Genomic DNA, 20712 nt, shown 5'->3' on the forward strand with positions numbered 1-20712 from the left:
ATGCCGTTTTATCTTTCCTTGCAGGTCCTCGCTTGAACTTACATGCAGTCCTTCGCCAGAGCGTGGCGAAAACGCCGTGGTACGCCAAACGTAAGAGTTATCGGGTGCTGTTCTGGCGTGAGATAACGCCGCTGGCGGTGCCAATCTTCCTCGAAAACACCTGCGTATTGCTGATGGGGGTGTTGAGTACCTTCCTCGTCAGTTGGTTAGGGAAAGAGGCGATGGCGGGCGTAGGGCTCGCCGACAGTTTTAACATGGTTATCATGGCGTTCTTCGCCGCTATCGATCTCGGCACCACGGTGGTGGTGGCGTTCAGCTTTGGCAGGCTGGATCCGGAGCGGGCGAGGGCGGCGGCCCGGCAGTCTCTGGTGCTGATGACCATGGTTTCTTTTATCATGGCCGCAGGCATTCATCTGGCGGGCACGCACATTATCGATGTCATTGCCGGTAGCGCCACGCCGGAAGTTAAAGCTCTCGCACTTTCTTACCTGCAAACCACGGTCTGGAGCTACCCGGCGGCAGCTATAGCGCTTATCGGTAGCGGCGCCCTGCGCGGGGCGGGGAACACCAAAATCCCGCTGCTGATTAACGGCGGCATGAACATCCTCAACATCATCATCAGCAGCATTCTTATCTACGGCATCTTTGGCTGGGGCGGGCTGGGCTTTGTTGGCGCGGGACTGGGGCTGACGATTTCCCGCTACATCGGCGCGGCGGGCATTATCTTCGTGCTGATGATTGGCTTTAACCCGGCGCTGCGTATCTCGCTGAAAAGTTATTTTACGCCGCTCAACTGGGGCATTTTGTGGGAAGTGCTCGGCATCGGTATTCCGGCGAGCGTCGAGTCGGTGCTGTTCAACGGCGGTAAGCTGCTGACGCAGATGTTCGTTGCCGGGATGGGGACCAACGTGATTGCCGGTAACTTTATTGCTTTCTCGGTGGCCTCGCTGATTAACCTGCCGGGTAACGCCCTCGGGTCGGCGTCAACGATCATCGTCGGCAGACGGTTAGGGAAAGGGCAAATCGGCCAGGCCGAGCGCCAGCTGCGCCATACGTTCTGGCTCGCCACCATTGGCCTGACGATCATTGCCTGGGGAACCGCGCCGTTCGCCGGGTTATTCGCCTCGTTCTACACCAGCGAAGATGACGTCAAAGAAGTCGTTAAAGTCCTGCTGTGGATGAACGCCGCCTTTATGCCAATCTGGGCCGCGTCCTGGGTGCTGCCTGCCGGGCTGAAGGGCGCCCGTGACGCACGTTTTGCCATGTGGGTGTCGATGGCGGGGATGTGGGGTTGCCGCGTTATCGCCGGTTACACGCTGGGGATTGTATTGGGCATGGGCGTGGTGGGCGTCTGGCTGGGGATGTTCGGTGACTGGGCGGTGCGCGGCGCCTGCTTCTACTGGCGAATGGTCAGCGGCCGCTGGCTGAAAAAATACCCGCGACCGCCAAAAGAACCACTTTCGGCTCAGGAAGAAAGCACCGTTTAGCGTTCGAAAGCCCCGGCAATGGCCCGCATGTCGTTACCGGTTGGTGTCTGGTGAATACGCAGGCCAAACTCGTCCACCACGGCAAAAATATGGTCGAAAATGTCGGCCTGAATGCTTTCATACTCGGCCCAGGCCACGGTATTGGTGAAGGCATAAATCTCCACCGGCAGCCCTTCGCTTTCAGGGGCAAGCTGGCGCACCATCAGCGTCATGTCTTTGCGAATGCGCGGGTGGTTGCGCAGGTACTCATTCAGATAGGCCCGGAAGGTGCCGACGTTGGTCATCTGGCGCTGGTTCAGCACCGAGTCGTCGGCGTGCTGCTGGTTGTATTCGCTGATCTCTTTCCCACGTTCCGCCATATACGGCTGCAGCAGTTTCGCTTTAAGGAGCTTCTCCTGCTCGTCCTGCGACAGAAAACGAATGCTGGTGGTGTCAATGTTCACGCTGCGCTTGATGCGGCGCCCGCCTGAGGCCGACATCCCGCTCCAGTTTTTAAACGCGTCGGACACCAGCGCATAGGTTGGGATGGTGGTAATGGTGTTGTCCCAGTTTTGCACTTTCACCGTCGTCAGGCCGATGTCGATCACCGCCCCGTCCGCGCCGTATTTCGGCATTTCCAGCCAGTCGCCCATTTTCAGCATGCTGTTGGCAGAAAGCTGAATGCCAGCGACCAGGCCGAGAATCGGATCTTTAAACACCAACATCAGCACGGCGGCCATCGCACCGAGACCGCTTATCAATATTGCCGGGGATTTCCCGATAAGCAGCGACACCATCATGATGCCGACAACAATCGCGGCCAGCAGCTTCACGCCCTGGAAAATGCCTTTCAGCGGTAGCTGAGAAGCAAAGGCGAATTTCCCCGACAGGCCGAAGATCACGTCCAGCAGCGAGAAAAAGGACATCAGCGCGTAGAGCATGACCCATAGCTGGGCGCAGGTGGTCAGAATGGTGGCCGCGTCGCTGCCTTTTTGCAGCCACAGCACCGCCTGAACGTTAACGATGATGCCCTGCAGCAGAAACGCCAGCCGCTGGAACAGCTTGTTCTGGGTGATTATCTGCAAAGAGAGGCTGGCGCTGGACTGTGCGCGCTTCTCAAAGGCACGCAGCACTATGCCGTGCAGAATAAAATGCACCACCAGCGCGGTAAGAAAAATGATGCCGAAAATAACGATCAGGGAAGTGGTGTGGCTGGGTTGAATGCCGTATTGCTCGAGGGCGGATATCAATTCCTGCATAACGTCTCCTTTAAAAAACAAGAGGACATCATGCCCTCTGCGGTCCGCGGTCGCAACCCGACTGTATAATTAGTAGACATATTAACGCGCAATCCTTACAGAATTGTCTCAGGACGGTTATGCTTAATGCATTCACATCATGTTAACTAACAGGGAAATTATGATTCGTTTCTCCACGCTGGCATTTGTTCTGGCGGCGGTCACGCAGAGCGCGATGGCCGTGACCTATCCTTTACCGCCTGAAGGCAGCCGCCTGGTGGGGGCGCCCCTGACGATTACCGTGCCGGAAGGGAACAAAGAGCCGCTGGAACACTTTGCCGCTCAGTACGGGCAGGGCTTCAGCAATATGCTGGAGGCCAACCCAGGCGTCGATCCGTTCCTGCCCAAAGTCGGTACGCAGCTGGTTATTCCGCAGCAGGTGATTTTGCCGGATACCGTGCGGGAAGGGATTGTGGTGAACGTGGCGGAAATGCGCCTTTATTATTATCCGAAGGACACTAACACCGTAGAAATCCTGCCGATAGGTATTGGCCAGGCGGGGCGCGAAACGCCGCGCAACTGGGTGACCCGCGTCGAGCGCAAACAGGATGCCCCGGCCTGGACGCCAACCCCGAATACCCGTCGCGAATACGCCAAAGAGGGCAAAACGCTGCCGGCTTTTGTGCCGCCGGGGCCGGATAACCCGATGGGCCTGTACGCCATTTACATCGGCAAGCTGTACGCCATCCACGGCACCAATGCCAACTTTGGCATCGGCCTGCGCGTCAGCCAGGGCTGCATCCGCTTGCGCAACGACGACATCAAATTCCTGTTCGATAATGTGCCGGTCGGGACCCGCGTTCAGCTCATCGACCAGCCGGTGAAGGTGACCGCCGAGCCTGACGGCAAGCGCTGGCTGGAAGTTCACGAGCCGCTGTCGCGTAACCGTGCGGAGTTTGAGTCCGACAAGAAAGTGCCGCTGCCGATGACTACCTTATTGCGCAGCGAAACTCAGGCTTCAGGTGTAAATACGGCTGTGGTGAGTGAAGCACTTAATCGCCGCTCGGGAATGCCGGTACAAATAAATTCAGCCGCCACGGAAACAGGGCGACTGTAATAATCAGTAAGAAAAAGAAAAGCTCGCGCGTTGCGAGCTTTTCTTTTATTTGAATAATATTGCCGTAGCGTAAAGTTTATTATTTCCGCCTGCCGACGTGACTTTAAATGTGGTTGCCCCGGCCTGGCTGGCTTTATCGGCAAGTTTGTTAACGGCCTCGTCAAGCGTTGTGGCACCGGTGACTGAAACATAGCCCATGCGCTGGCCGGCGGTGGTTGACTGGACTTCGGTGGCGGCTAAAGCCGTGCCGCTAAGGGCGGTCAATACGGTAAGGGCAAGGGCGGAATTAATCAGTTTACGCATCATAATAAATCTCTCATTGTGAATAATTAAACAAGGTTTCGGTTGATGCGTTGCATGTTAGGTTGCCGTCCGGGCAATGAACAGCTGGCATTATTGATGAAGACTTTCAAAAATTCTGGCTGGTAATATCCGGGTGTTATTGACTGTAAATTAATATCAGCCAGCTTATTTTTTTCTTTCATTAATCTGCGGCAACGTGAAGTTTTGGTGGCTATAAAACGGTGGGCCGCTAATAAAAAAACGCACGGAGGGGATCGCTCCGTGCGTCGGGTTATTGCTCGTCAGGCCCAGCGTCGCTGAGCCTTTAGCGCAATAGCGAAGGCAAATTAAACCCCAAGGCGATCGCGAAGACTGTAGTAAGCTGCGCCCATCGCGGTAAACGGGATGCGGAACGTGCGGCCACCCGGGAACGGGTAATGCGGCAGGTTGGCGAAGGCATTGAAGCGCTCCGCATCGCCGCGCAGCAGCTCTGCAATCAGGCGGCCGGCCAGGTGGGTATAGGTCACGCCGTGCCCGCTGCAGCCCTGACTGTAGTAAATATTTTTATCCAGACGGCCCACCTGCGGCAGGCGAGACAGGGTCAGCAGGAAGTTCCCGGTCCAGCTGTAGTCAATCTTCACGCCTTTCAGCTGTGGGAAGGTTTTCAGCAGGTTGGGCATCACCAGGCGTTCAATATCCGCCGGGTCACGGGCGCCGTACACCACGCCGCCGCCGTACAGCAGGCGGTTATCGGCGGTCAGGCGGTAGTAATCCAGCAGGTAGTTACAATCTTCCACACAGTAATTTTTGGGGATCAGCGAGCGAGCGAGATCTTCTCCCAGCGGCTCGGTGGTCAGCACCTGCGTGCCGCACGGCATGCTGCGCTTCGCCAGTTCAGGTTCGAGTTTATTGCCGAGATAAGCGTTCCCGGCGACGATCACGTACTTCGCCGTGACCTTGCCTTTCTCCGTGCTGACGATGGCCGGGCTGGCGTGCTCAATGTGGGTCACCGGGGACTGTTCGAAAATGCGTCCACCGTTCAGGCGAATTGCATTAGCCTCGCCAATGGCCAGGTTGAGAGGGTGAATATGGCCGCCGCTGTGGTCGAGCAGAGCGCCGACGTAGCGGTCGCTGTTCACTTCCCGCTTCAGTTCGCTGGCGTCCAGCAGTTCAAGCTGGGTGTTGCCGTAGCGCTCCCAGTTGGCCTTTTGCTCTTCGAGGGTTTCCATTTGCTTATGGTTCATCGCCACAAACAGGCCGCCCGGACGATAATCGCAGTCAATCTGGTAGCGCTTGATGCGCTCGCGAATAATTTCCCCGCCTTCGAACATCATACTGCCGAGCATTTTGGCCGCTTCCGGGCCATAGCGGCGCTCAATCACGTCGATGTCGCGGCTGTAGGAGTTCACCAGTTGCCCGCCGTTGCGCCCGCTGGCACCAAAGCCGATGCGTGCAGACTCCAGCAGCACCACGTCATAACCCATTTCAGACAGGTGCAGCGCAGACGAAAGGCCGGTATAGCCGCCGCCAACCACGCACACGTCGCAGGTCACGGATTCATTCAGCTGTGGGAACGGCTCATAGTGGTTGGCGCTGGCCGCGTAATAGCTGGTGGTATGTTCAGTCATGATGAAGGCTCCAGGGCAATCCAGATGGTTTTCAGTTCGCTAAATTTCTCAAGGGCATGCAGGGATTTATCGCGGCCGTTGCCGCTCTGCTTGTAGCCGCCGAACGGGACGGACATATCGCCGTCGTTGTAGTTATTGACGAAAACGGAACCGGCTTTAAGGCTGCGGCTCATGCGGTGGGCGCGGGAGAGATCCCGGGTCCACACGGCAGCACCGAGGCCATAATCGCTGTCGTTGGCAAGGGCGAGCGCCTGGGCTTCGGAGGTGAAACGGGTGACGACGAGCACCGGGCCGAAGATCTCTTCCCGGCCCACACGCGCATCCGCCGCCGTATCGGTAAAAATCGTCGGGCCGATAGCCGCCGGGTGAGCGTTGTTCCGCCCGTCGAGCGCCAGCTTGCCCTGGTTTTCCCCGTCGCGAATAAAGCCGTGAACGTTGTCGGCGTGGGCGCAGTCGATCAGCGTCCCCATGGTGGTTTCCGGGTCGAGCGGGTTGCCGGGCTGCCAGTTTTTTGCCTGCTCTTTCAGTAGAGCAATAAACTCGTCGGCGATGCTCTCTTCCAGCAGCAGGCGAGTCCCGGCGATGCAAACCTGGCCCTGGTTATAGAAAATACCGGCGGCGGTGGTTGCCGCGGCTTTGTGCAGATCCGGGCAGTCGGCAAAAACGATATTGGCGCTTTTCCCGCCGGCTTCGAGCCAGACGCGTTTCATGTTGCTGTCGCCCGCATCTTTCAGCAGCTGTTTACCGGTGCGGGTGGAGCCGGTGAAGGTAATCACGTCCACGTCCGGGTGCTGAGCCAACGCCTGGCCCGCTTCGTGACCAAACCCGGTCACGACGTTAAACACGCCGTCCGGCAGGCCAGCTTCTTTAGCCAGCGCCGCAAGACGGATTGCCGACAGCGGTGATTTTTCAGAAGGTTTAAGGATCACGCTGTTGCCCGCCGCCAGCGCCGGGCCTAGCTTCCAGCAGGCCAGCAGCAGCGGGAAGTTCCACGGCACAACGGCGGCAATTACGCCAATGGGTTCGCGCACAATCAGCGCCAGTTCGTTGACGCCGGTGGTGGCTACTTCGCCGTAGATTTTGTCGATTGCCTCGGCGTACCAGCGAATAGCGCGGGCGCTGCCCGGAATATCATCGCGCAGGCTATGGCGAATAGGCTTGCCGGTGTCGAGCGTTTCCAGCAGCGCCAGCTCCTCGCGATGCTGCTCCATTAAATCTGCCAGCCTGCCGAGCACGGCTTTGCGTTTGGCCGGGGAAGCCTGCGCCCAGTCGCCGCGATTAAAGACATCGCGGGCGGCCTTCACCGCAATATCGACGTCCGCTTTTTTGCCTCGCGCCACTTCGGCAAGGTCACGCTGGGCAAAAGGATCGACGGTACTAAATGTTTCGCCGTCCTGTGCCGCGCAATATTCGCCGTTAATAAACAAGCGCGTTTCCGGCGAGGTATTTTTGGCTTTCTCCTGCCAGTAATTAAGATGCTGAAAGTCCATGATGACTCCTTTTATTCAATCGGATAAATGGCCTTACTGGGTTCTTCAGGCAAATTTGGGCTGCAAAAAGCCCCAGGAAATAAGTCCTGTTAAAAAAGGTTTTGAAATAAGGCCTGATTACTCAGGCCTGAAAATAATTAGAACGTGGTGGGGGTATGGGCGCTGATAATGCGGCAGATGCCTGCCGAGGTGTTGCTGAAGCTGTGCGGCATGCCGGTATTAATGGCATAGCTTTGCCCCGCAACCAGGTGCCAGGTCTGGCCGTTTACGGTCAAAACCACTTCACCTTCCAGTATCGTGCCTGTCTCCTCACCCTGGTGTTTGATCCTCTCGCCGGTGGTGGTTCCCGGCTGATAGGTCTCAATGATCATCGCCAGCGTACGGTTAGGATTCCCATTGTGTATTAATTTCATTGAAACACCCTGACTGCCTATTTCAATCAGATCGTCGTAATTAATCACGACCTGCGGCTCATCAGGTTTTTCCGGTTCCGCGAAGAACTCGGAGAGCGACAGCCCGTAGACTTTCAGCAGCTTCTGCAGCGTACTGATAGCAGGACTGACTTTGTCCTGTTCTATGGTGCTGATGGCGCTATGCGTTAATCCAGACAGTTCGGCGGCACGACGTTGAGAGAGACCCAGTTGCTGGCGGATCGCTGACAAACGTTTACCCGGCGCCAGGCCGTCATCGCTCATAATGGCATTTCCTTAACGGTAGTGGTCAGAGCCGCTGCTTTTCAGCGAGGTGGTTCTGACTGGCGGTGATAAAACCCTCAAGCAACAAACGCGATAGTGCATATTCGCTACTGTTCCATTCCGGATGCCACTGAACCCCGAGGGCAAAAGGATGATCGTGAACGCTCGCGGCCTCCACCAGACCATCCTGTGAACGCGCCTCGACGCGCAGCAGCGGACCCAGCGTTTTCGCTCCCTGGCCATGTAATGAATTCACCCAAAACGTGTTGCAGCCCGGTATCAACTGCGAAAGCAATCCTCCCTCATGAACCTGGACTTCGTGTGATGGGGCATACTGCTGCTCCACCGGGAGTTCCGGATCTTCACGGTGCTCCAGAAACTCGGGACGATCGCTCAGGCGACGATACAGAGTCCCGCCGGTGGCGACAACAAGTTCCTGTAAACCCCGGCAGATGGCGAAAATGGGAATGCGCCTTTTGAGCCCGGCGGCGATAAGCGCCATGCTCAGTTCATCACGCCCGGGGTCGGCGTCAGGCTCATCGCCGTTTTCACCATAGAGGTGCGGCTGCACGTTGCTGGGGCTGCCCGGCAGGAAGATCCCGTCCAGTTTTGGCAGCAGCGCTTCCAGCAGTTCCGGCTCTGCCAGCGCGTGGGGCAGGGCAATGGGCAAGCCGCCTGCATTCAATACCGCGTTCAGGTACTTTTCTTGCAATGTTTGGGTCAGATGACCCTTAAGCCTGTTTCTGCACATCACAACACCGATTAATGGCTTGTCAAATATATCGACCATGATCAACCTCACATTCTGGACTAAATTATTTCCAAACGATTCCATGTTGGCCATTTCCGTTCAATATTTTCTCAACTTAGCAGCGGTTTAACTGTCTTGCAAACTTAAATTAACATTTGACAAACATTTTGTTTCACACCATTGTCGATAAGTGGACATTATATTTAACGGTCGACATCAGCGACCGGCATCCAACGCAACGGCGGTGAATCATGGAAACCAATATCGTAGAAGTTGAGAATTTTGTTCAGCATTCCGAAGAGAGACGAAGTAGCGCGTTTGCACGCGAAGTGAATACCTTCCTTGAACGTTATCCCAATACCCAATATGTCGATGTCCTGCTCACTGACCTGAACGGCTGCTTCCGGGGGAAACGTATTCCGGTGGCCGGGCTGCGTAAGGTAGAGAAGGGCTGTTACTTCCCGGCGTCCGTGTTTGCCATGGATATTCTCGGGAACGTAGTAGAAGAGGCCGGGCTGGGGCAGGAGCTGGGCGAGCCGGACCGCCGCTGCGTGCCGGTGCTGGGCACGCTGACCCCTTCGGCGGCTGACCCGGAATTTATCGGCCAGATGATGCTGACCATGCTGGATGAAGATGGCGCTCCCTTTGACGTTGAGCCGCGGAACGTGCTGAACCGACTCTGGCAGCAGCTGCGCCAGCGTGGTCTATTCCCCGTGGTAGCGGTAGAGCTGGAGTTCTATTTAATTGACCGCCAGCGCGACGCCGAAGGCTACCTGCAGCCGCCCTGCGCGCCGGGCACCGACGATCGCAATACCCAAAGCCAGGTCTACTCCGTCGATAACCTTAACCACTTCGCCGACGTGCTGACCGACATCGACGACCTGGCCCGCCTGCAGCTGATCCCCGCCGATGGCGCGGTGGCGGAAGCCTCGCCGGGGCAGTTCGAAATCAACCTGCACCACACCGATAACGTGCTGGATGCCTGCGATGATGCGCTGGCGTTAAAACGTCTGGTGCGAACTGTCGCCGAGAAGCATAAGATGCACGCCACTTTTATGGCGAAGCCGTATGAAGAGCATGCGGGCAGCGGGATGCATATCCACATCAGCGTGCTGAATAACAAAGGTGAAAACGTGCTGGCGGACGCCGACGGCGAAGACTCAGCGCTGCTGAAGCGCGCGCTGGCGGGCATGATCCACCTGATGCCTTCTTCTATGGCGCTGCTGGCCCCGAACGTGAATTCATGGCGTCGTTTCCAGCCGGGGATGTACGTCCCGACTCAGGCGTCGTGGGGGCATAACAACCGCACCGTGGCGCTGCGTATTCCTTGTGGCGACAGAGACAACCATCGCGTGGAGTATCGCGTGGCGGGGGCGGATGCCAACCCGTATCTGGTGATGGCGACTATTCTGGCCGGGATTTTACATGGGCTGGATAACGACCTGCCGCTGCAGGAAGAGGTAGAGGGCAACGGGCTGGAGCAGGAAGGGCTGCCGTTCCCGATCCGCCAGAGCGACGCGCTGTGGGAATTCACCCAGAACGATCGTCTGCGCGACCTGCTGGGCGAGCGTTTCAGCCACGTTTTCCATGCGTGCAAGCACGATGAGCTGGTGCAGTTTGAGCGTTTAATCACAGAAACTGAAATTGAGTGGATGCTGAAAAACGCCTGAGTGTGGCGCCTGCCCGGCAGAGCTTACGTGTCCGGGCACGCGAATAAATAAGTAGCATCATACGGACTGAGCGGAGCCAGGCCGGACGTTTTGCAGGGCAACCTGCCATTTCCCGAAGTCGCGTAATGGAGCGCGGGCGGCAACGGGTCTTCAGTTAACGACAATGTGTACGACGAGGAAATGAAATGATGCAGATGCAAATGTTTAAATATCCGCACGGCGAGGGCGAACGCTGCTGCCGTATTGACAACGACGGGCCAGTGGCCTGCGTGAACCCCATTGCCGTTCCCCGACAGTTAGGATTAACCCCCAGGCTAAGCAGGTTTGCCCGAACGAACAACGTTTCGCAAACCTGTATTCGCGTGGGGGGACATCGTCATGGCGACTAACTCTTCCGCAGATATTGTTTCGCAGGCGGGAAAACCGCAGCTGCGTAAATCTCTGAAACTCTGGCAGGTGGTGGTGATGGGCCTGGCCTATCTCACGCCGATGTCGGTGTTTGATACCTTCGGGATTGTGTCCGGCATCAGCGACGGCCACGTCCCGGCATCCTACCTGCTTGCGCTGGCGGGCGTGCTGTTTACCGCCATCAGCTACGGCAAACTGGTGCGCCAGTTCCCGCAGGCCGGGTCAGCTTATACCTACGCCCAAAAGGCCATTAGTCCGCACGTAGGCTTTATGGTGGGCTGGTCATCGTTACTGGATTATCTGTTCCTGCCGATGATTAACGTCCTGCTGGCAAAAATCTACCTTTCGGCGCTGTTCCCGGAAGTCCCGCCGTGGATCTGGGTGGTCGGTTTTGTCTGCATCCTGACGGCGGCCAACCTGAAGAGCGTCAATCTGGTGGCGAACTTCAACACTCTGTTTGTGCTGGTCCAAATCGCCATTATGGTGGTGTTTATCATTCTGGTGGTGCAGGGGCTGCACAAAGGCGAAGGCGTGGGCACCGTCTGGTCGCTGCAGCCGTTTATCAGCGAAAATGCGCACCTGATCCCGGTGATTACCGGCGCGACGATAGTCTGCTTCTCGTTCCTCGGCTTCGATGCGGTGACCACGCTGTCGGAAGAGACGCCCGATGCGGCGCGCACCATCCCGAAAGCTATTTTCCTGACTGCGGCCTACGGCGGCATCATCTTTATCGTTGCCTCGTTCTTTATGCAGCTGTTCTTCCCGGACATCAGCCGCTTTAAAAACCCGGACGCAGCGCTGCCTGAGATTGCGCTGTACGTTGGCGGCAAGCTGTTCCAGTCGATTTTCCTCTGCACCACCTTCGTTAACACTTTGGCATCCGGGCTGGCCTCCCACGCCAGCGTTTCGCGTCTGCTTTATGTGATGGGCCGCGACAACGTCTTCCCGGAAAAATACTTCGGCTACGTACACCCGAAATGGCGCACCCCGGCGCTGAACGTACTCATGGTCGGGATCGTGGCCCTGTCCGCGCTGTTCTTTGACCTGGTGACGGCGACGGCGCTGATCAACTTCGGCGCGCTGGTGGCCTTTACCTTCGTGAATCTGTCGGTGTTTAACCACTTCTGGCGTCGTGAAGGCCGCAACAAAACCTGGCGCGAGAAGCTGCATTACCTCATTCTGCCGCTGATTGGCGCGGCGACGGTGGCGGTGCTGTGGGTGAACCTGGAAGTGACGTCCCTGACGCTGGGGCTGGTGTGGGCGGCGGTCGGTATTCTGTATCTGGCCTTCCTCACACGCCGCTTCCGCAGGCCACCGCCGGTGTTTGACGCCACTAAGGCCGAGCGCGCCTGGGAGTAAGGGAAGGTTGCGTTAGAGAAAAAGAAGCTCGCTTAATATGCATTAAGCGGGCTTTTTTGTTCTGGTTTTTGTCAGCTCAGAAAAGCAAAAAGCCCGCTTAGTTTCCTAAGCAGGCTTCTTAAATATGGCTCCTCTGACTGGACTCGAACCAGTGACATACGGATTAACAGTCCGCCGTTCTACCGACTGAACTACAGAGGAATCGTGTGAACGGGGCGAATACTAACGGCGTGAGTCCGGGTTGTCAAAGGCTGTTTTGGTGAAATGCGTTTAACTGCCGATTAATCCAGCAAATCAATGAAAAAGGCCGCAAACGCGGCCTTGAAAGGTTACTGCTTGCACAGCGGGCTAACGGGCTGCGTGGCGGCTTCAAGCCAATGACGCACCTCTTCGTTCACGCGCGGGGAGAGCGTTTCCCGCACCTGCTGGTGGTAGTCGTCAAGCCAGGCGATGTCCTGTGAGCTGAGCAAATCAACGTTGACGGCTGACAGGTCGATAGGGATCAGCGTCAGCGACGAGAATTTGCAGAAGCCAGGCCGGGAGGCAATGACCTCGACCTGGTTTTCGATGCGGATCCCGTGGCTGTCCGCCAGGTAATAACCCGGTTCGATGGTGAGGATGTTGCCCGGCAGCATCGGCCATGGGTTCACTTTCTTCGCCATGCGGTGCGGATTTTCGTGGATCATCAGTCGGTGGCCAACGCCGTGCCCGGTGCCGTGATCGTAATCCAGCCCCAGTTCCCAGAGCGGGCGGCGGGCAAAGGCATCGAGCTGGTGGCCCTGAGTCCCCTGTGGGAACTGCAGCGAGATCAGCGCCAGGAAGCCTTTCAGCACGGCGGTGTAGTGCAGGCGGCGGGTCGCATCCAGCTCGCCAAAGCTGAGCGTACGGGTGGCGTCCGTCGTGCCGTTGATATACTGCCCGCCGGAATCATTGAGGTAAAACTGCGCGGCGGTAAGGGCGAAATTCGTTTCCGGCGAAGAGTGGTAGTGGCACATCGCGGCGTTGCTGCCCGCGGCAGAAATGGTGCTAAAGCTTTGCTCGGTAAAGGTGGAGCCCTGCTGGCGGAAGCTCAGCTGTTTTTCCTGCGCCTCCAGCTCGGTGACCGGGTTACCTGCGGCTTCGCGGCGCGGCACTTCTCGGGTCAGCCAGGCAAGGAAATTCACCCAGGCCACGCCGTCTTCGATGTGGCTGTCGCGGTAGCCTGCCAGTTCGGTTTCGTTCTTATTGGCTTTGATTAGCGTGACAGGATCCGGCGCCCACAGCACCCTGCCTCCGCCTTGCTCCACGGCAAAGCGCACGGCGACCGGCGCAGAGTCCGCGTCGATGAGGGTATGTTTCCCGGTTGCCAACTGCTGGCAGCGGGCAAGGAATTCACTCATCGGGCGGAGCGTGATGCCGTTGAGCCAGGCTTTATCCAGCTTCCGCAGTTTTTCTTCCGCTACAAACCATTCAATGTCACCCCTGGCGCTCAACAGTGCGAAGGAGTGCGGCACCGGGCTCATTGGAATATCCGAGCCACGTACGTTCAGCAGCCAGGCGATATTGTCCGGCTGCGTCAGCGCCAGATAATCCGCCCCGGCTGCGCTCAGCACCTGGGCGATCCGCTCACGCTTTGACGCAGCGCTTTCGCCACTGATTTCATCCGGCATGGCGATGATTTCCCCGCAGGGTGCTGCTGGGCGATCGGGCCAGATTGCATCAAGCGGATCGTCATCTAACGCCACCAGATCGCAGCCGCTGGTACGCAGGCTTTCGTACTGGCTGTTGACCATCAGCAGCGGTTCGAAGGCGATGCGTTTACCTGCCGGAAGATTATCGCGGAGCCAAAGGTGCAGCGGCTCGTCGTGCAGATGATGAATCTCGAACTCTGCCAGATTCACCTGATGGCGAGCCTGAACCTGGTAGCGCCCGTCCACAAACAGCAGGGCGCGGTCAGCAAGCACTAGCGCCAGCCCGGCGGAACCGGTAAAGCCGCTGATAAACTCGAGTTTATTGTCATAAGGCGCACAGTATTCGCTTTGATGGGCATCGGCGCGCGGCACGATGATCCCATCCAGCTCGCGCTCCCGGAGCAGCGCCCGCAGTGCGCCGAGTGATGAAGTGTGTTGCATCCAGCTTCCTTATTCTTTTTATTAACGGAACGGAGGTTCGTTGAAGGTACGCAGCTTGCGCGAGTGCAGCTTTTCACCTTCGGCACGCAACAAATCAATGGCCCGAATGCCAATCTGCAGGTGCTCGGAAATCGCCCCTTCATAGAAACGGTTGGCCTGGCCCGGCAGCTTGATTTCGCCGTGCAAGGGTTTGTCTGAAACGCACAGCAGCGTGCCGTAAGGCACCCGGAAGCGATAACCCTGTGCGGCAATCGTCGCACTTTCCATATCGATAGCCACCGCGCGGCTGAGGTTGAAGCGCAGCGCAGAAGCTGAATAGCGAAGCTCCCAGTTGCGGTCATCGGTGGTGACCACCGTGCCGGTGCGCAGGCGCTGTTTCACTTCTTCGCCCGGCATGCCGCTGACCTGCTTGGTGGCGTCATAAAGGGCGCGCTGCACCTCCGCGATGCTTGGAATAGGAATATCCGGCGGCAGCACAGCATCCAGTACGTGATCGTCACGCAGGTAGGCGTGAGCCAGCACGTAGTCGCCAATTTGCTGGCTTTCACGTAGGCCGCCGCAGTGGCCAATCATCAGCCAGGCATCCGGGCGCAGCACCGCGAGGTGGTCGCAGATGGTTTTGGCGTTGGACGGGCCTACGCCGATGTTAATCAGCGTAATGCCGCTGCCGTTTTTATCGATCAGGTGCCAGGCCGGCATCTGGTGTTTCTTCCACGCCAGGTCGGAAATCGCCTCTTCCGGGGCTTCGGTTTCGGCGGTCAGCCAGGTGCCTCCGGCGCAGGACAGGGCGATATACGGGCTGTCCGGGTCGAGGATTTGCTGGCAGCCCCAGCGGACAAACTCGTCCACATAGCGGGTGTAGTTGGTGAACAGCACGAAGGGCTGGAAGTGCTCCACCGGCGTGCCGGTGTAGTGGCGCAGGCGAGCCAGCGAGAAATCCACGCGGCGGGCGTCAAAGTGCGACAGCGGCCAGGCTTCCGTCGGGTGGAACAGGCCGTCGGCAGTTTCATCGCCAATCTGTGACAGCTCGGTGGTTGGGAAATGGCGCGTCAGTCCGGCGCTCATCGTGCGGTCGAGGTTCAGGCCGTCAATCACGTATGGGTAAGGGATCTCATGCTGAGAAGGGCCAACCTCAATGTGCACGCCGTAGTCTTCGCTCAGCAGGTTCAACTGTTCGTGCAGGTAGCTCTTAAACAGCGCGGGACGGGTCACCGTGGTGGTGTAGCTGCCGGAGTGGGTAAAGCGGGCATAGGAGCGGGTATTTTTCGGGCCACGGGGAACGCCGTCCCAGCTCACCCGCAGTTCGGGGTAGACAAACAGCCCGTCGGAACGCGCGTCTACGTCCGGCAGCGTGCCATGTTGGGTGTAGAGGGCAATCGCATCGCGAAGGGCGGTTACCGAACTTTCGTACAATGCTTCCAGCTTGTCCAGGGCTTCAGCAGGCGTCAGCCCCTGGCATACAACGTTATTATTCATTGATTCTCCTTTACCGGTTCTCGCCGGGTTAGTGTCTCAGTATGTCACGCCGGGCGCAGAACGGAAGCGGAAGACGGGAAGAGTTGCGAGCCTCATAAAAAATTCATCACAAAAAAATGAATACCCGCGCAGAGGCTGCCGATAACCCCATTGATACCCGAGCTTGATGGGATAACGACAATAACGATGAGGGGAACGACATGGGAATGTTAAAGAATTTTACCGTACGCCGGGTACTGCTCACCGTGCTGGGGCTGTTCTGCCTGCTGTGGTCAGCCGTGGGCGTGTTTACCGTTTATTCGCTGGCGAAGCTGGGGGACGGCAACGCCGTTGACCATCAGCTGGTGTCGCAGATGACGATACTCAGCAAAGGCAACGACCAGTATTTTCGCTTTATTACGCGTCTTTCGCGGGTGATGGAGGCGAAGGCGGCGGGGGAAGCTGCCGATTTTAAGCCCGTGCAGGAAGCGCTGGATAACATGAAAAGCGAACTTGAGCGTCTGAAGAGCGTTTCGCCTGGGCCAATGGATCCGGCCGTTTCCGCCGACGTGATCGAAAAATGGCAGCAGCTTTTAGATAACGGCGTGGCGGTACAGATGCAGCTTGCCCAGCAGGGAAGCGCGTCGGATTATCGCCAGCAGGCCACCCAGGTCACGCCGCCGCTCAGCCGTGCCTTCGGAGCCAGCAGCAGCAAGTTTACCGCCGTGGCCGAAGAACGACTGGACCGGACACGGGTTGCCGTGGACTCTCTGACTCGCCTGATGAAAATCACCGTGCTGGTGGCGATTGTGATTGGGCTGCTGATCCTGCTGTTTACCGATCGTTATCTGGTGAACCTGCTGGTGAAACCGCTGGACCGCATTCGGGATCATTTCTCGGTCATTGCGAAAGGCGACCTCAGCCATCCGGTGGAGGACTTTGGGCGGAACTGCGTCGGCAAACTGTTCCCGCTGCTGGCCGAGATGCAGGGCAGCCTGCGTGATGCGGTGAGCGCGATTCGCAGCGGCACGGAGAACATTTATCGTGGCTCGGCGGAGATCTCTTCCGGCAATAACGATCTCTCTTCACGCACCGAAGAACAGGCCGCCGCGCTGGAAGAAACTGCCGCCAGCATGGAGCAGCTCACGGCCACGGTTAAATTCAACGCCGAGAATGCGCGCCAGGCCAGCAGCATTGCGGAAAAAGCTTCACAAACCGCCAGCCGCAGCGGCAGGCTGGTGGGTGATGTGGTGGTCACGATGGAAGGGATCTCCGACAGTTCCCGCAAAATAAGTGAGATCACCAGCGTCATCAACAGCATTGCCTTCCAGACCAACATTCTGGCGCTAAACGCTGCCGTTGAGGCCGCCCGCGCAGGTGAACAGGGCAGAGGTTTTGCCGTGGTGGCGGGGGAAGTGCGCAACCTGGCCAGCCGCAGTGCGGGCGCGGCGAAAGAGATTGAAACGCTGATTGCCGACTCGGTAAACCGGGTGAACAGCGGCGCGGCGCTGGTCAACGAGGCAGGCAACACCATGAAAGAGGTGCTGAAGGCGGTGTCTGACACCACGCAAATTATGAAGCAGATTGCCTCGGCAACGGACGAGCAAAGCAAAGGTATTTCTCAGGTGAGCGTGGCGGTTAGCGAAATGGACAGCGTGACGCAGCAAAACGCCGCGCTGGTGGAGCAGATCTCGGCGGCGGCGGCGGCGCTCGAAGGCCAGACTGAAATGCTGCAAAAAGCGGTGGCGCGTTTCCGTCTGTCCGGGCGCGAAGAACACGCCGTGGTGGAAACGAAAGTCAAACCTCAGGCAAAAGCCGCAGCAGCCACCACGGCAGGAGATGACTGGGTCACGTTTTAAGTTTCGATAGTGGGCAGGGTGCGCATCGCGTTTTCGCAGCGTGCCTTGACCGCTTCGTGCAGCAGCCGCACCGTGGTCGACAGTTGCTTACGGTGCGGGCAAATCAGATTCAGTGGAATGCTGTCCCCTTCATACTGCGGCAGCAGCAGCTTTAAACGGCCTGCCTGCACATCGTCGCTGACATCCAGCCAGGATTTGTAGGTCATACCTTCCCCTTTTACCGCCAGCCGGTGAATGACTTCCGCATCATCGCTCATCATTGAACCTTTCACCGCCACCTGCTGCATTTTGCCGCGCAGGCTGAACGACCAGCTATTGTGCACCCGCCCGCGAAGCACAAACGTCAGCGCATTGTGCTGGGCCAGGTCGGCAAGGGTTTGGGGTTCGCCATAGCGTGCCAGATAGGCGGGAGATGCAACCAGCACGCGGCGGTTTTCTGGCGCGACCGGCAGGGCGATGTAAGACGCATCATCGTTATTGCCGTAGCGAAAAGCCACATCCACCGGATCTTTAAACACGTCGGTGATTCGATCGGAAAACAGAAGTTTCAGGCTTAGCGCCGGGTAAGTGCTGCGAAATTGCTGAAAAACATCCAACAGGAGATTTCGCCCAAGATCCGAAGGGACGGCGATTTGCAGCGTGCCGCGTACTTCGTCGCTGGGGGGCTGGATCTGTTCATACCCGGCATCCAGCGTCTGCAGCACCTGCTGGGCGTATGGCAGCCAGGCTTCACCTTCGGGCGTCAGGCGCAGGCTGCGCGTTGAGCGGGCGAACAGGCGAATATTGAGGTTCTGCTCCAGGCGCTTAATGGCGGTGCTGACCTGGGCTGGCTGCAGCCCGGCTTCCCTGGCGGTATCGCTAAAACTGTTTAACGCCGCCGCCCTGACAAACAGCGCAAGGTCTTCCAGCCTGAGCATTTTCACTCTCCGAGTATAAGTGTTGTTTCCTGACGCCGGTTTTTCACCTGACGCGCTCCTTGTACCATGATTTTACTCAATTGATGAACCCATTACCTTATTGGAGCTGCTATGAAAGCTATTGCTATTACACACGCCGCAAAAGACGGCAGCAATATTGATGCGCTGCAGGACATCACGCTGCCGAAGCCCGTTGCTCAGGGGCACGACATTCTGGTGGCGGTGAACGCCATTTCCGTGAACCCCGTTGATACCAAAGTTCGCAGTGGCTTTAGTAGCGAAACCCCTCGCGTACTGGGCTGGGACGCCGTGGGTACCGTTGTGGAAGTGGGTGAAGCCGTCACGCTGTTCAAGCCTGGCGATACCGTGTGGTACGCCGGGTCGCTGACTCGCCCGGGCAGCAACAGTGAGTTTCAGCTGGTGGACGAACGCATTGCGGCACTTAAGCCTCAGTCCGTGGAAAATGCCGCTGCTGCCGCATTACCGCTGACGGCAATTACCGCGTGGGAAATGCTTTTCGACCGCCTGGGTATTCAGGAAAACGGCAGTGAAGATGCCGTGCTGTTGATTGTGGGCGCGGCCGGCGGCGTGGGCTCAATTCTGACCCAGCTTGCCCGCAGGCTGACAAAAGCCACCGTGATTGGCACCGCCTCTCGCCCGGAAAGCCAAAAGTGGGTGAACGAACTCGGCGCCCACCACGTTATCGACCACAGCCAGCCTCTGACGGAAGAATTACAGCGTATTGGCGTGAAGCACGTTACGCACGTTGCCAGCCTGACCAATACCGAACAACATTATGCCCAGCTGATTGAGGCGCTCATCCCGCAGGGGAAATTTGCGCTAATTGATGATCCGACCGCGCTGGACGTTCGCGCCTTGAAGGCCAAAAGCATTTCGCTGCACTGGGAGTTTATGTTCACCCGTTCGATGTTCGTCACCAGCGATATTATTGAGCAGCATAATCTGCTGACGCGCGTGGCCACGCTTATCGACCAGGGCGTGTTAAGAACTACGCTCGGCGAACACTATGGCACAATCAACGCGGGCAACCTTCGCCGCGCCCATGCGCTGCTGGAAACCGGGCGTGCGGTGGGTAAAATTGTGCTGGAGGGATTCTGATATGGCAACGGCAGAAACGTTGACGATTATTGCCATGCTGAAGGCGAAAGCCGGCCAGCGGGATAACCTGAAAGCCGCGCTGAAGGCGCTGGTTGCGCCGAGCCGCCTGGAGCCTGGCTGCCTCGACTACACCCTGTTTCAGCTTCAGCAAGAGCCGGATACGTTTTACGTTCGCGAGTCATGGCGCGGGCAGCAGGCGCTCGACCTGCACAATACGCTGCCTCACTTCCAGGCCTTTGTGAAACAAATGGACGCCCTGCTGGCGGAACCGCTGAAGCTGGTTCCGCTGGACGAAGTTGCCGTTTAACACTTTACTCGCGGCGGCCAGGCTGGCCGCTGCAAAACACAACGACTTATTCAGGAAAAATAATGAACATTGTTGATGCTGCCTCCCGGCGCTATGCCACGAAAGCTTTTGATGCGTCTAAAAAAATTGCCGCTGAAGACGTGGATAAAATCAAAAATCTGCTGCGACTGAGCCCGTCGAGCACCAACTCGCAGCCGTGGCATTTCTTGCTGGTAAGCAGTGATGAAGGCAAGGCGCGTATTGCCAAAGCGACCACCGGGCCTTACGCGGCAAACGAGCCTAAAGTGCTGAATGCTTCACATGTCGTGGTGTTCTGCGCCAAAACAGTTTATGACGATGCGCACCTGCAAACATTGCTGCAAAAAGAGCAGGATGATGGGCGCTTTGCCACGGAACAGGCCAAAGAAGGGCAGCACAAAGGCCGCTCTTTCTATGCCAATAAACACCGGTTTGACCTGAAAGATGCGCAGCACTGGATGGAGAAACAGGTTTACCTCAACCTCGGTACGCTGCTGCTGGGCGTTTCCACCCTGAACATTGATGCCGTGCCGATTGAAGGTTTTGATGCCGCCGCGCTGGACGCAGAGTTTGGCCTGCGCGAGAAGGGCCTGACCAGCGTGGTGATGGTGGCGCTGGGCTATCGCAGCGTGGAGGACTTTAACGCTGGACTGCCAAAGTCGCGCCTCGATTTCAGTCAGATCCTGACCGAAATCTAAGGCGTGATAATAACTTGATTTAACTTTTCCTGGCTGACGCAGGAATGGATATTAGGCCATTCCTGCGTTTATTCATCAAATCGGTGGCATTGAGGTGTGGCAAGCGAAGGGAAATGATCTATAC

Annotated in this window: 18 protein-coding genes and 1 tRNA gene; 9 read left to right on the forward strand and 10 right to left on the reverse strand. The window is 57.5% G+C overall.

The window, feature by feature from the left end; translation table 11 throughout:
* Window positions 1–32 precede the first annotated feature (32 nt).
* A complete protein-coding gene (locus WFK85_RS05285; RefSeq protein ID WP_336707525.1) occupies window positions 33–1487 on the forward strand; it encodes an EmmdR/YeeO family multidrug/toxin efflux MATE transporter in 1455 nt (484 codons plus the stop codon).
* On the opposite strand, the gene WFK85_RS05290 is transcribed toward WFK85_RS05285, so the two are convergent.
* Window positions 1484–2725 carry a mechanosensitive ion channel family protein gene (locus tag WFK85_RS05290; RefSeq protein WP_166872702.1) on the reverse strand — a complete coding sequence of 414 codons (1242 nt, stop codon included), beginning with the start codon at window positions 2723–2725 and terminating at the stop codon, window positions 1484–1486. The genes WFK85_RS05285 and WFK85_RS05290 overlap by 4 nt on opposite strands.
* Window positions 2726–2885: 160 nt before the next feature.
* On the opposite strand from WFK85_RS05290, the gene ldtA reads away from it, so the two are divergent.
* On the forward strand, window positions 2886–3821 hold the full coding sequence (gene ldtA / locus WFK85_RS05295) for a L,D-transpeptidase (RefSeq protein ID WP_336707528.1): 936 nt from the start codon (window positions 2886–2888) through the stop codon (window positions 3819–3821).
* Window positions 3822–3866: 45 nt separating this feature from the next.
* Here the strand turns inward: ldtA and WFK85_RS05300 are convergent, their stop codons facing one another.
* The 5 genes from WFK85_RS05300 to puuD all read right to left on the reverse strand — a co-directional run bounded on the left by WFK85_RS05300 (window position 3867) and on the right by puuD (window position 8706).
* The gene (locus WFK85_RS05300) at window positions 3867–4127 is read right to left on the reverse strand and encodes a YdgH/BhsA/McbA-like domain containing protein (protein WP_336707530.1); all 261 of its coding nucleotides are present in this window, start codon (window positions 4125–4127) and stop codon (window positions 3867–3869) included.
* A gap of 323 nt (window positions 4128–4450) precedes the next feature.
* Entirely contained in the window at window positions 4451–5731 is a 1281-nt protein-coding gene (locus WFK85_RS05305; RefSeq protein WP_008454965.1) for an NAD(P)/FAD-dependent oxidoreductase, read from the reverse strand.
* The gene (gene puuC, locus WFK85_RS05310) at window positions 5728–7221 is read right to left on the reverse strand and encodes an aldehyde dehydrogenase PuuC (RefSeq protein WP_336707532.1); all 1494 of its coding nucleotides are present in this window, start codon (window positions 7219–7221) and stop codon (window positions 5728–5730) included. The genes WFK85_RS05305 and puuC overlap by 4 nt, the downstream gene beginning before the upstream one ends.
* 137 nt (window positions 7222–7358) lie before the next feature.
* Window positions 7359–7916, reverse strand: a complete 558-nt coding sequence (gene puuR, locus WFK85_RS05315; RefSeq protein WP_008454961.1) for an HTH-type transcriptional regulator PuuR — start codon at window positions 7914–7916, stop codon at window positions 7359–7361.
* A gap of 25 nt (window positions 7917–7941) precedes the next feature.
* Window positions 7942–8706 (reverse strand): gamma-glutamyl-gamma-aminobutyrate hydrolase, encoded by a 765-nt coding sequence (puuD, locus tag WFK85_RS05320; RefSeq protein WP_008454959.1) that lies wholly within the window; start codon window positions 8704–8706, stop codon window positions 7942–7944.
* Between the two features lie 212 nt (window positions 8707–8918).
* Here puuD and WFK85_RS05325 point away from each other — a divergent pair, with 212 nt between their 5' ends.
* The 3 genes from WFK85_RS05325 to WFK85_RS05335 all read left to right on the forward strand — a co-directional run bounded on the left by WFK85_RS05325 (window position 8919) and on the right by WFK85_RS05335 (window position 12104).
* Window positions 8919–10337 carry a glutamine synthetase family protein gene (locus tag WFK85_RS05325; protein ID WP_008454958.1) on the forward strand — a complete coding sequence of 473 codons (1419 nt, stop codon included), beginning with the start codon at window positions 8919–8921 and terminating at the stop codon, window positions 10335–10337.
* 185 nt (window positions 10338–10522) lie between these two features.
* Window positions 10523–10726, forward strand: a complete 204-nt coding sequence (locus WFK85_RS05330) for a hypothetical protein (RefSeq protein WP_336707534.1) — start codon at window positions 10523–10525, stop codon at window positions 10724–10726.
* Entirely contained in the window at window positions 10716–12104 is a 1389-nt protein-coding gene (locus WFK85_RS05335) for an APC family permease (RefSeq protein ID WP_336707535.1), read from the forward strand. The genes WFK85_RS05330 and WFK85_RS05335 overlap by 11 nt, the downstream gene beginning before the upstream one ends.
* A 125-nt stretch (window positions 12105–12229) precedes the next feature.
* Here the strand turns inward: WFK85_RS05335 and WFK85_RS05340 are convergent.
* The 3 genes from WFK85_RS05340 to WFK85_RS05350 form a co-directional block, all read right to left on the reverse strand.
* Window positions 12230–12305, reverse strand: a tRNA-Asn gene (locus tag WFK85_RS05340).
* Between the two features lie 128 nt (window positions 12306–12433).
* Window positions 12434–14215: an aminopeptidase P family protein gene (locus WFK85_RS05345; protein ID WP_336709878.1), complete on the reverse strand. Its 1782-nt coding sequence runs from the start codon at window positions 14213–14215 to the stop codon at window positions 12434–12436.
* A 21-nt stretch (window positions 14216–14236) separates the two neighbouring features.
* Window positions 14237–15691, reverse strand: a complete 1455-nt coding sequence (locus WFK85_RS05350) for an AMP nucleosidase (RefSeq protein WP_008457975.1) — start codon at window positions 15689–15691, stop codon at window positions 14237–14239.
* A gap of 200 nt (window positions 15692–15891) precedes the next feature.
* On the opposite strand from WFK85_RS05350, the gene WFK85_RS05355 reads away from it, so the two are divergent.
* Complete coding sequence (locus tag WFK85_RS05355) at window positions 15892–17529, forward strand: methyl-accepting chemotaxis protein (protein ID WP_336709877.1); 1638 nt, start codon at window positions 15892–15894, stop codon at window positions 17527–17529.
* On the opposite strand, the gene WFK85_RS05360 is transcribed toward WFK85_RS05355, so the two are convergent.
* Window positions 17526–18446, reverse strand: coding sequence for a LysR family transcriptional regulator (locus tag WFK85_RS05360; protein ID WP_336709876.1), 921 nt, complete (start codon window positions 18444–18446; stop codon window positions 17526–17528). The genes WFK85_RS05355 and WFK85_RS05360 overlap by 4 nt on opposite strands.
* A 111-nt stretch (window positions 18447–18557) precedes the next feature.
* Here WFK85_RS05360 and WFK85_RS05365 point away from each other — a divergent pair, with 111 nt between their 5' ends.
* The 3 genes from WFK85_RS05365 (at window position 18558) to nfsB (ending at window position 20588) form a co-directional block, all read left to right on the forward strand.
* Complete coding sequence (locus WFK85_RS05365) at window positions 18558–19565, forward strand: zinc-binding alcohol dehydrogenase family protein (protein WP_336709874.1); 1008 nt, start codon at window positions 18558–18560, stop codon at window positions 19563–19565.
* Window position 19566: 1 nt separating this feature from the next.
* A complete protein-coding gene (locus tag WFK85_RS05370) occupies window positions 19567–19872 on the forward strand; it encodes an antibiotic biosynthesis monooxygenase (protein WP_166991384.1) in 306 nt (101 codons plus the stop codon).
* Window positions 19873–19934: 62 nt separating this feature from the next.
* On the forward strand, window positions 19935–20588 hold the full coding sequence (gene nfsB, locus WFK85_RS05375; protein ID WP_166991387.1) for an oxygen-insensitive NAD(P)H nitroreductase: 654 nt from the start codon (window positions 19935–19937) through the stop codon (window positions 20586–20588).
* Window positions 20589–20712: the final 124 nt, after the last annotated feature.

It is taken from the genome of Cedecea sp. VD22, assembly GCF_037150195.1.
Classification (GTDB): Bacteria; Pseudomonadota; Gammaproteobacteria; order Enterobacterales; family Enterobacteriaceae; genus Cedecea.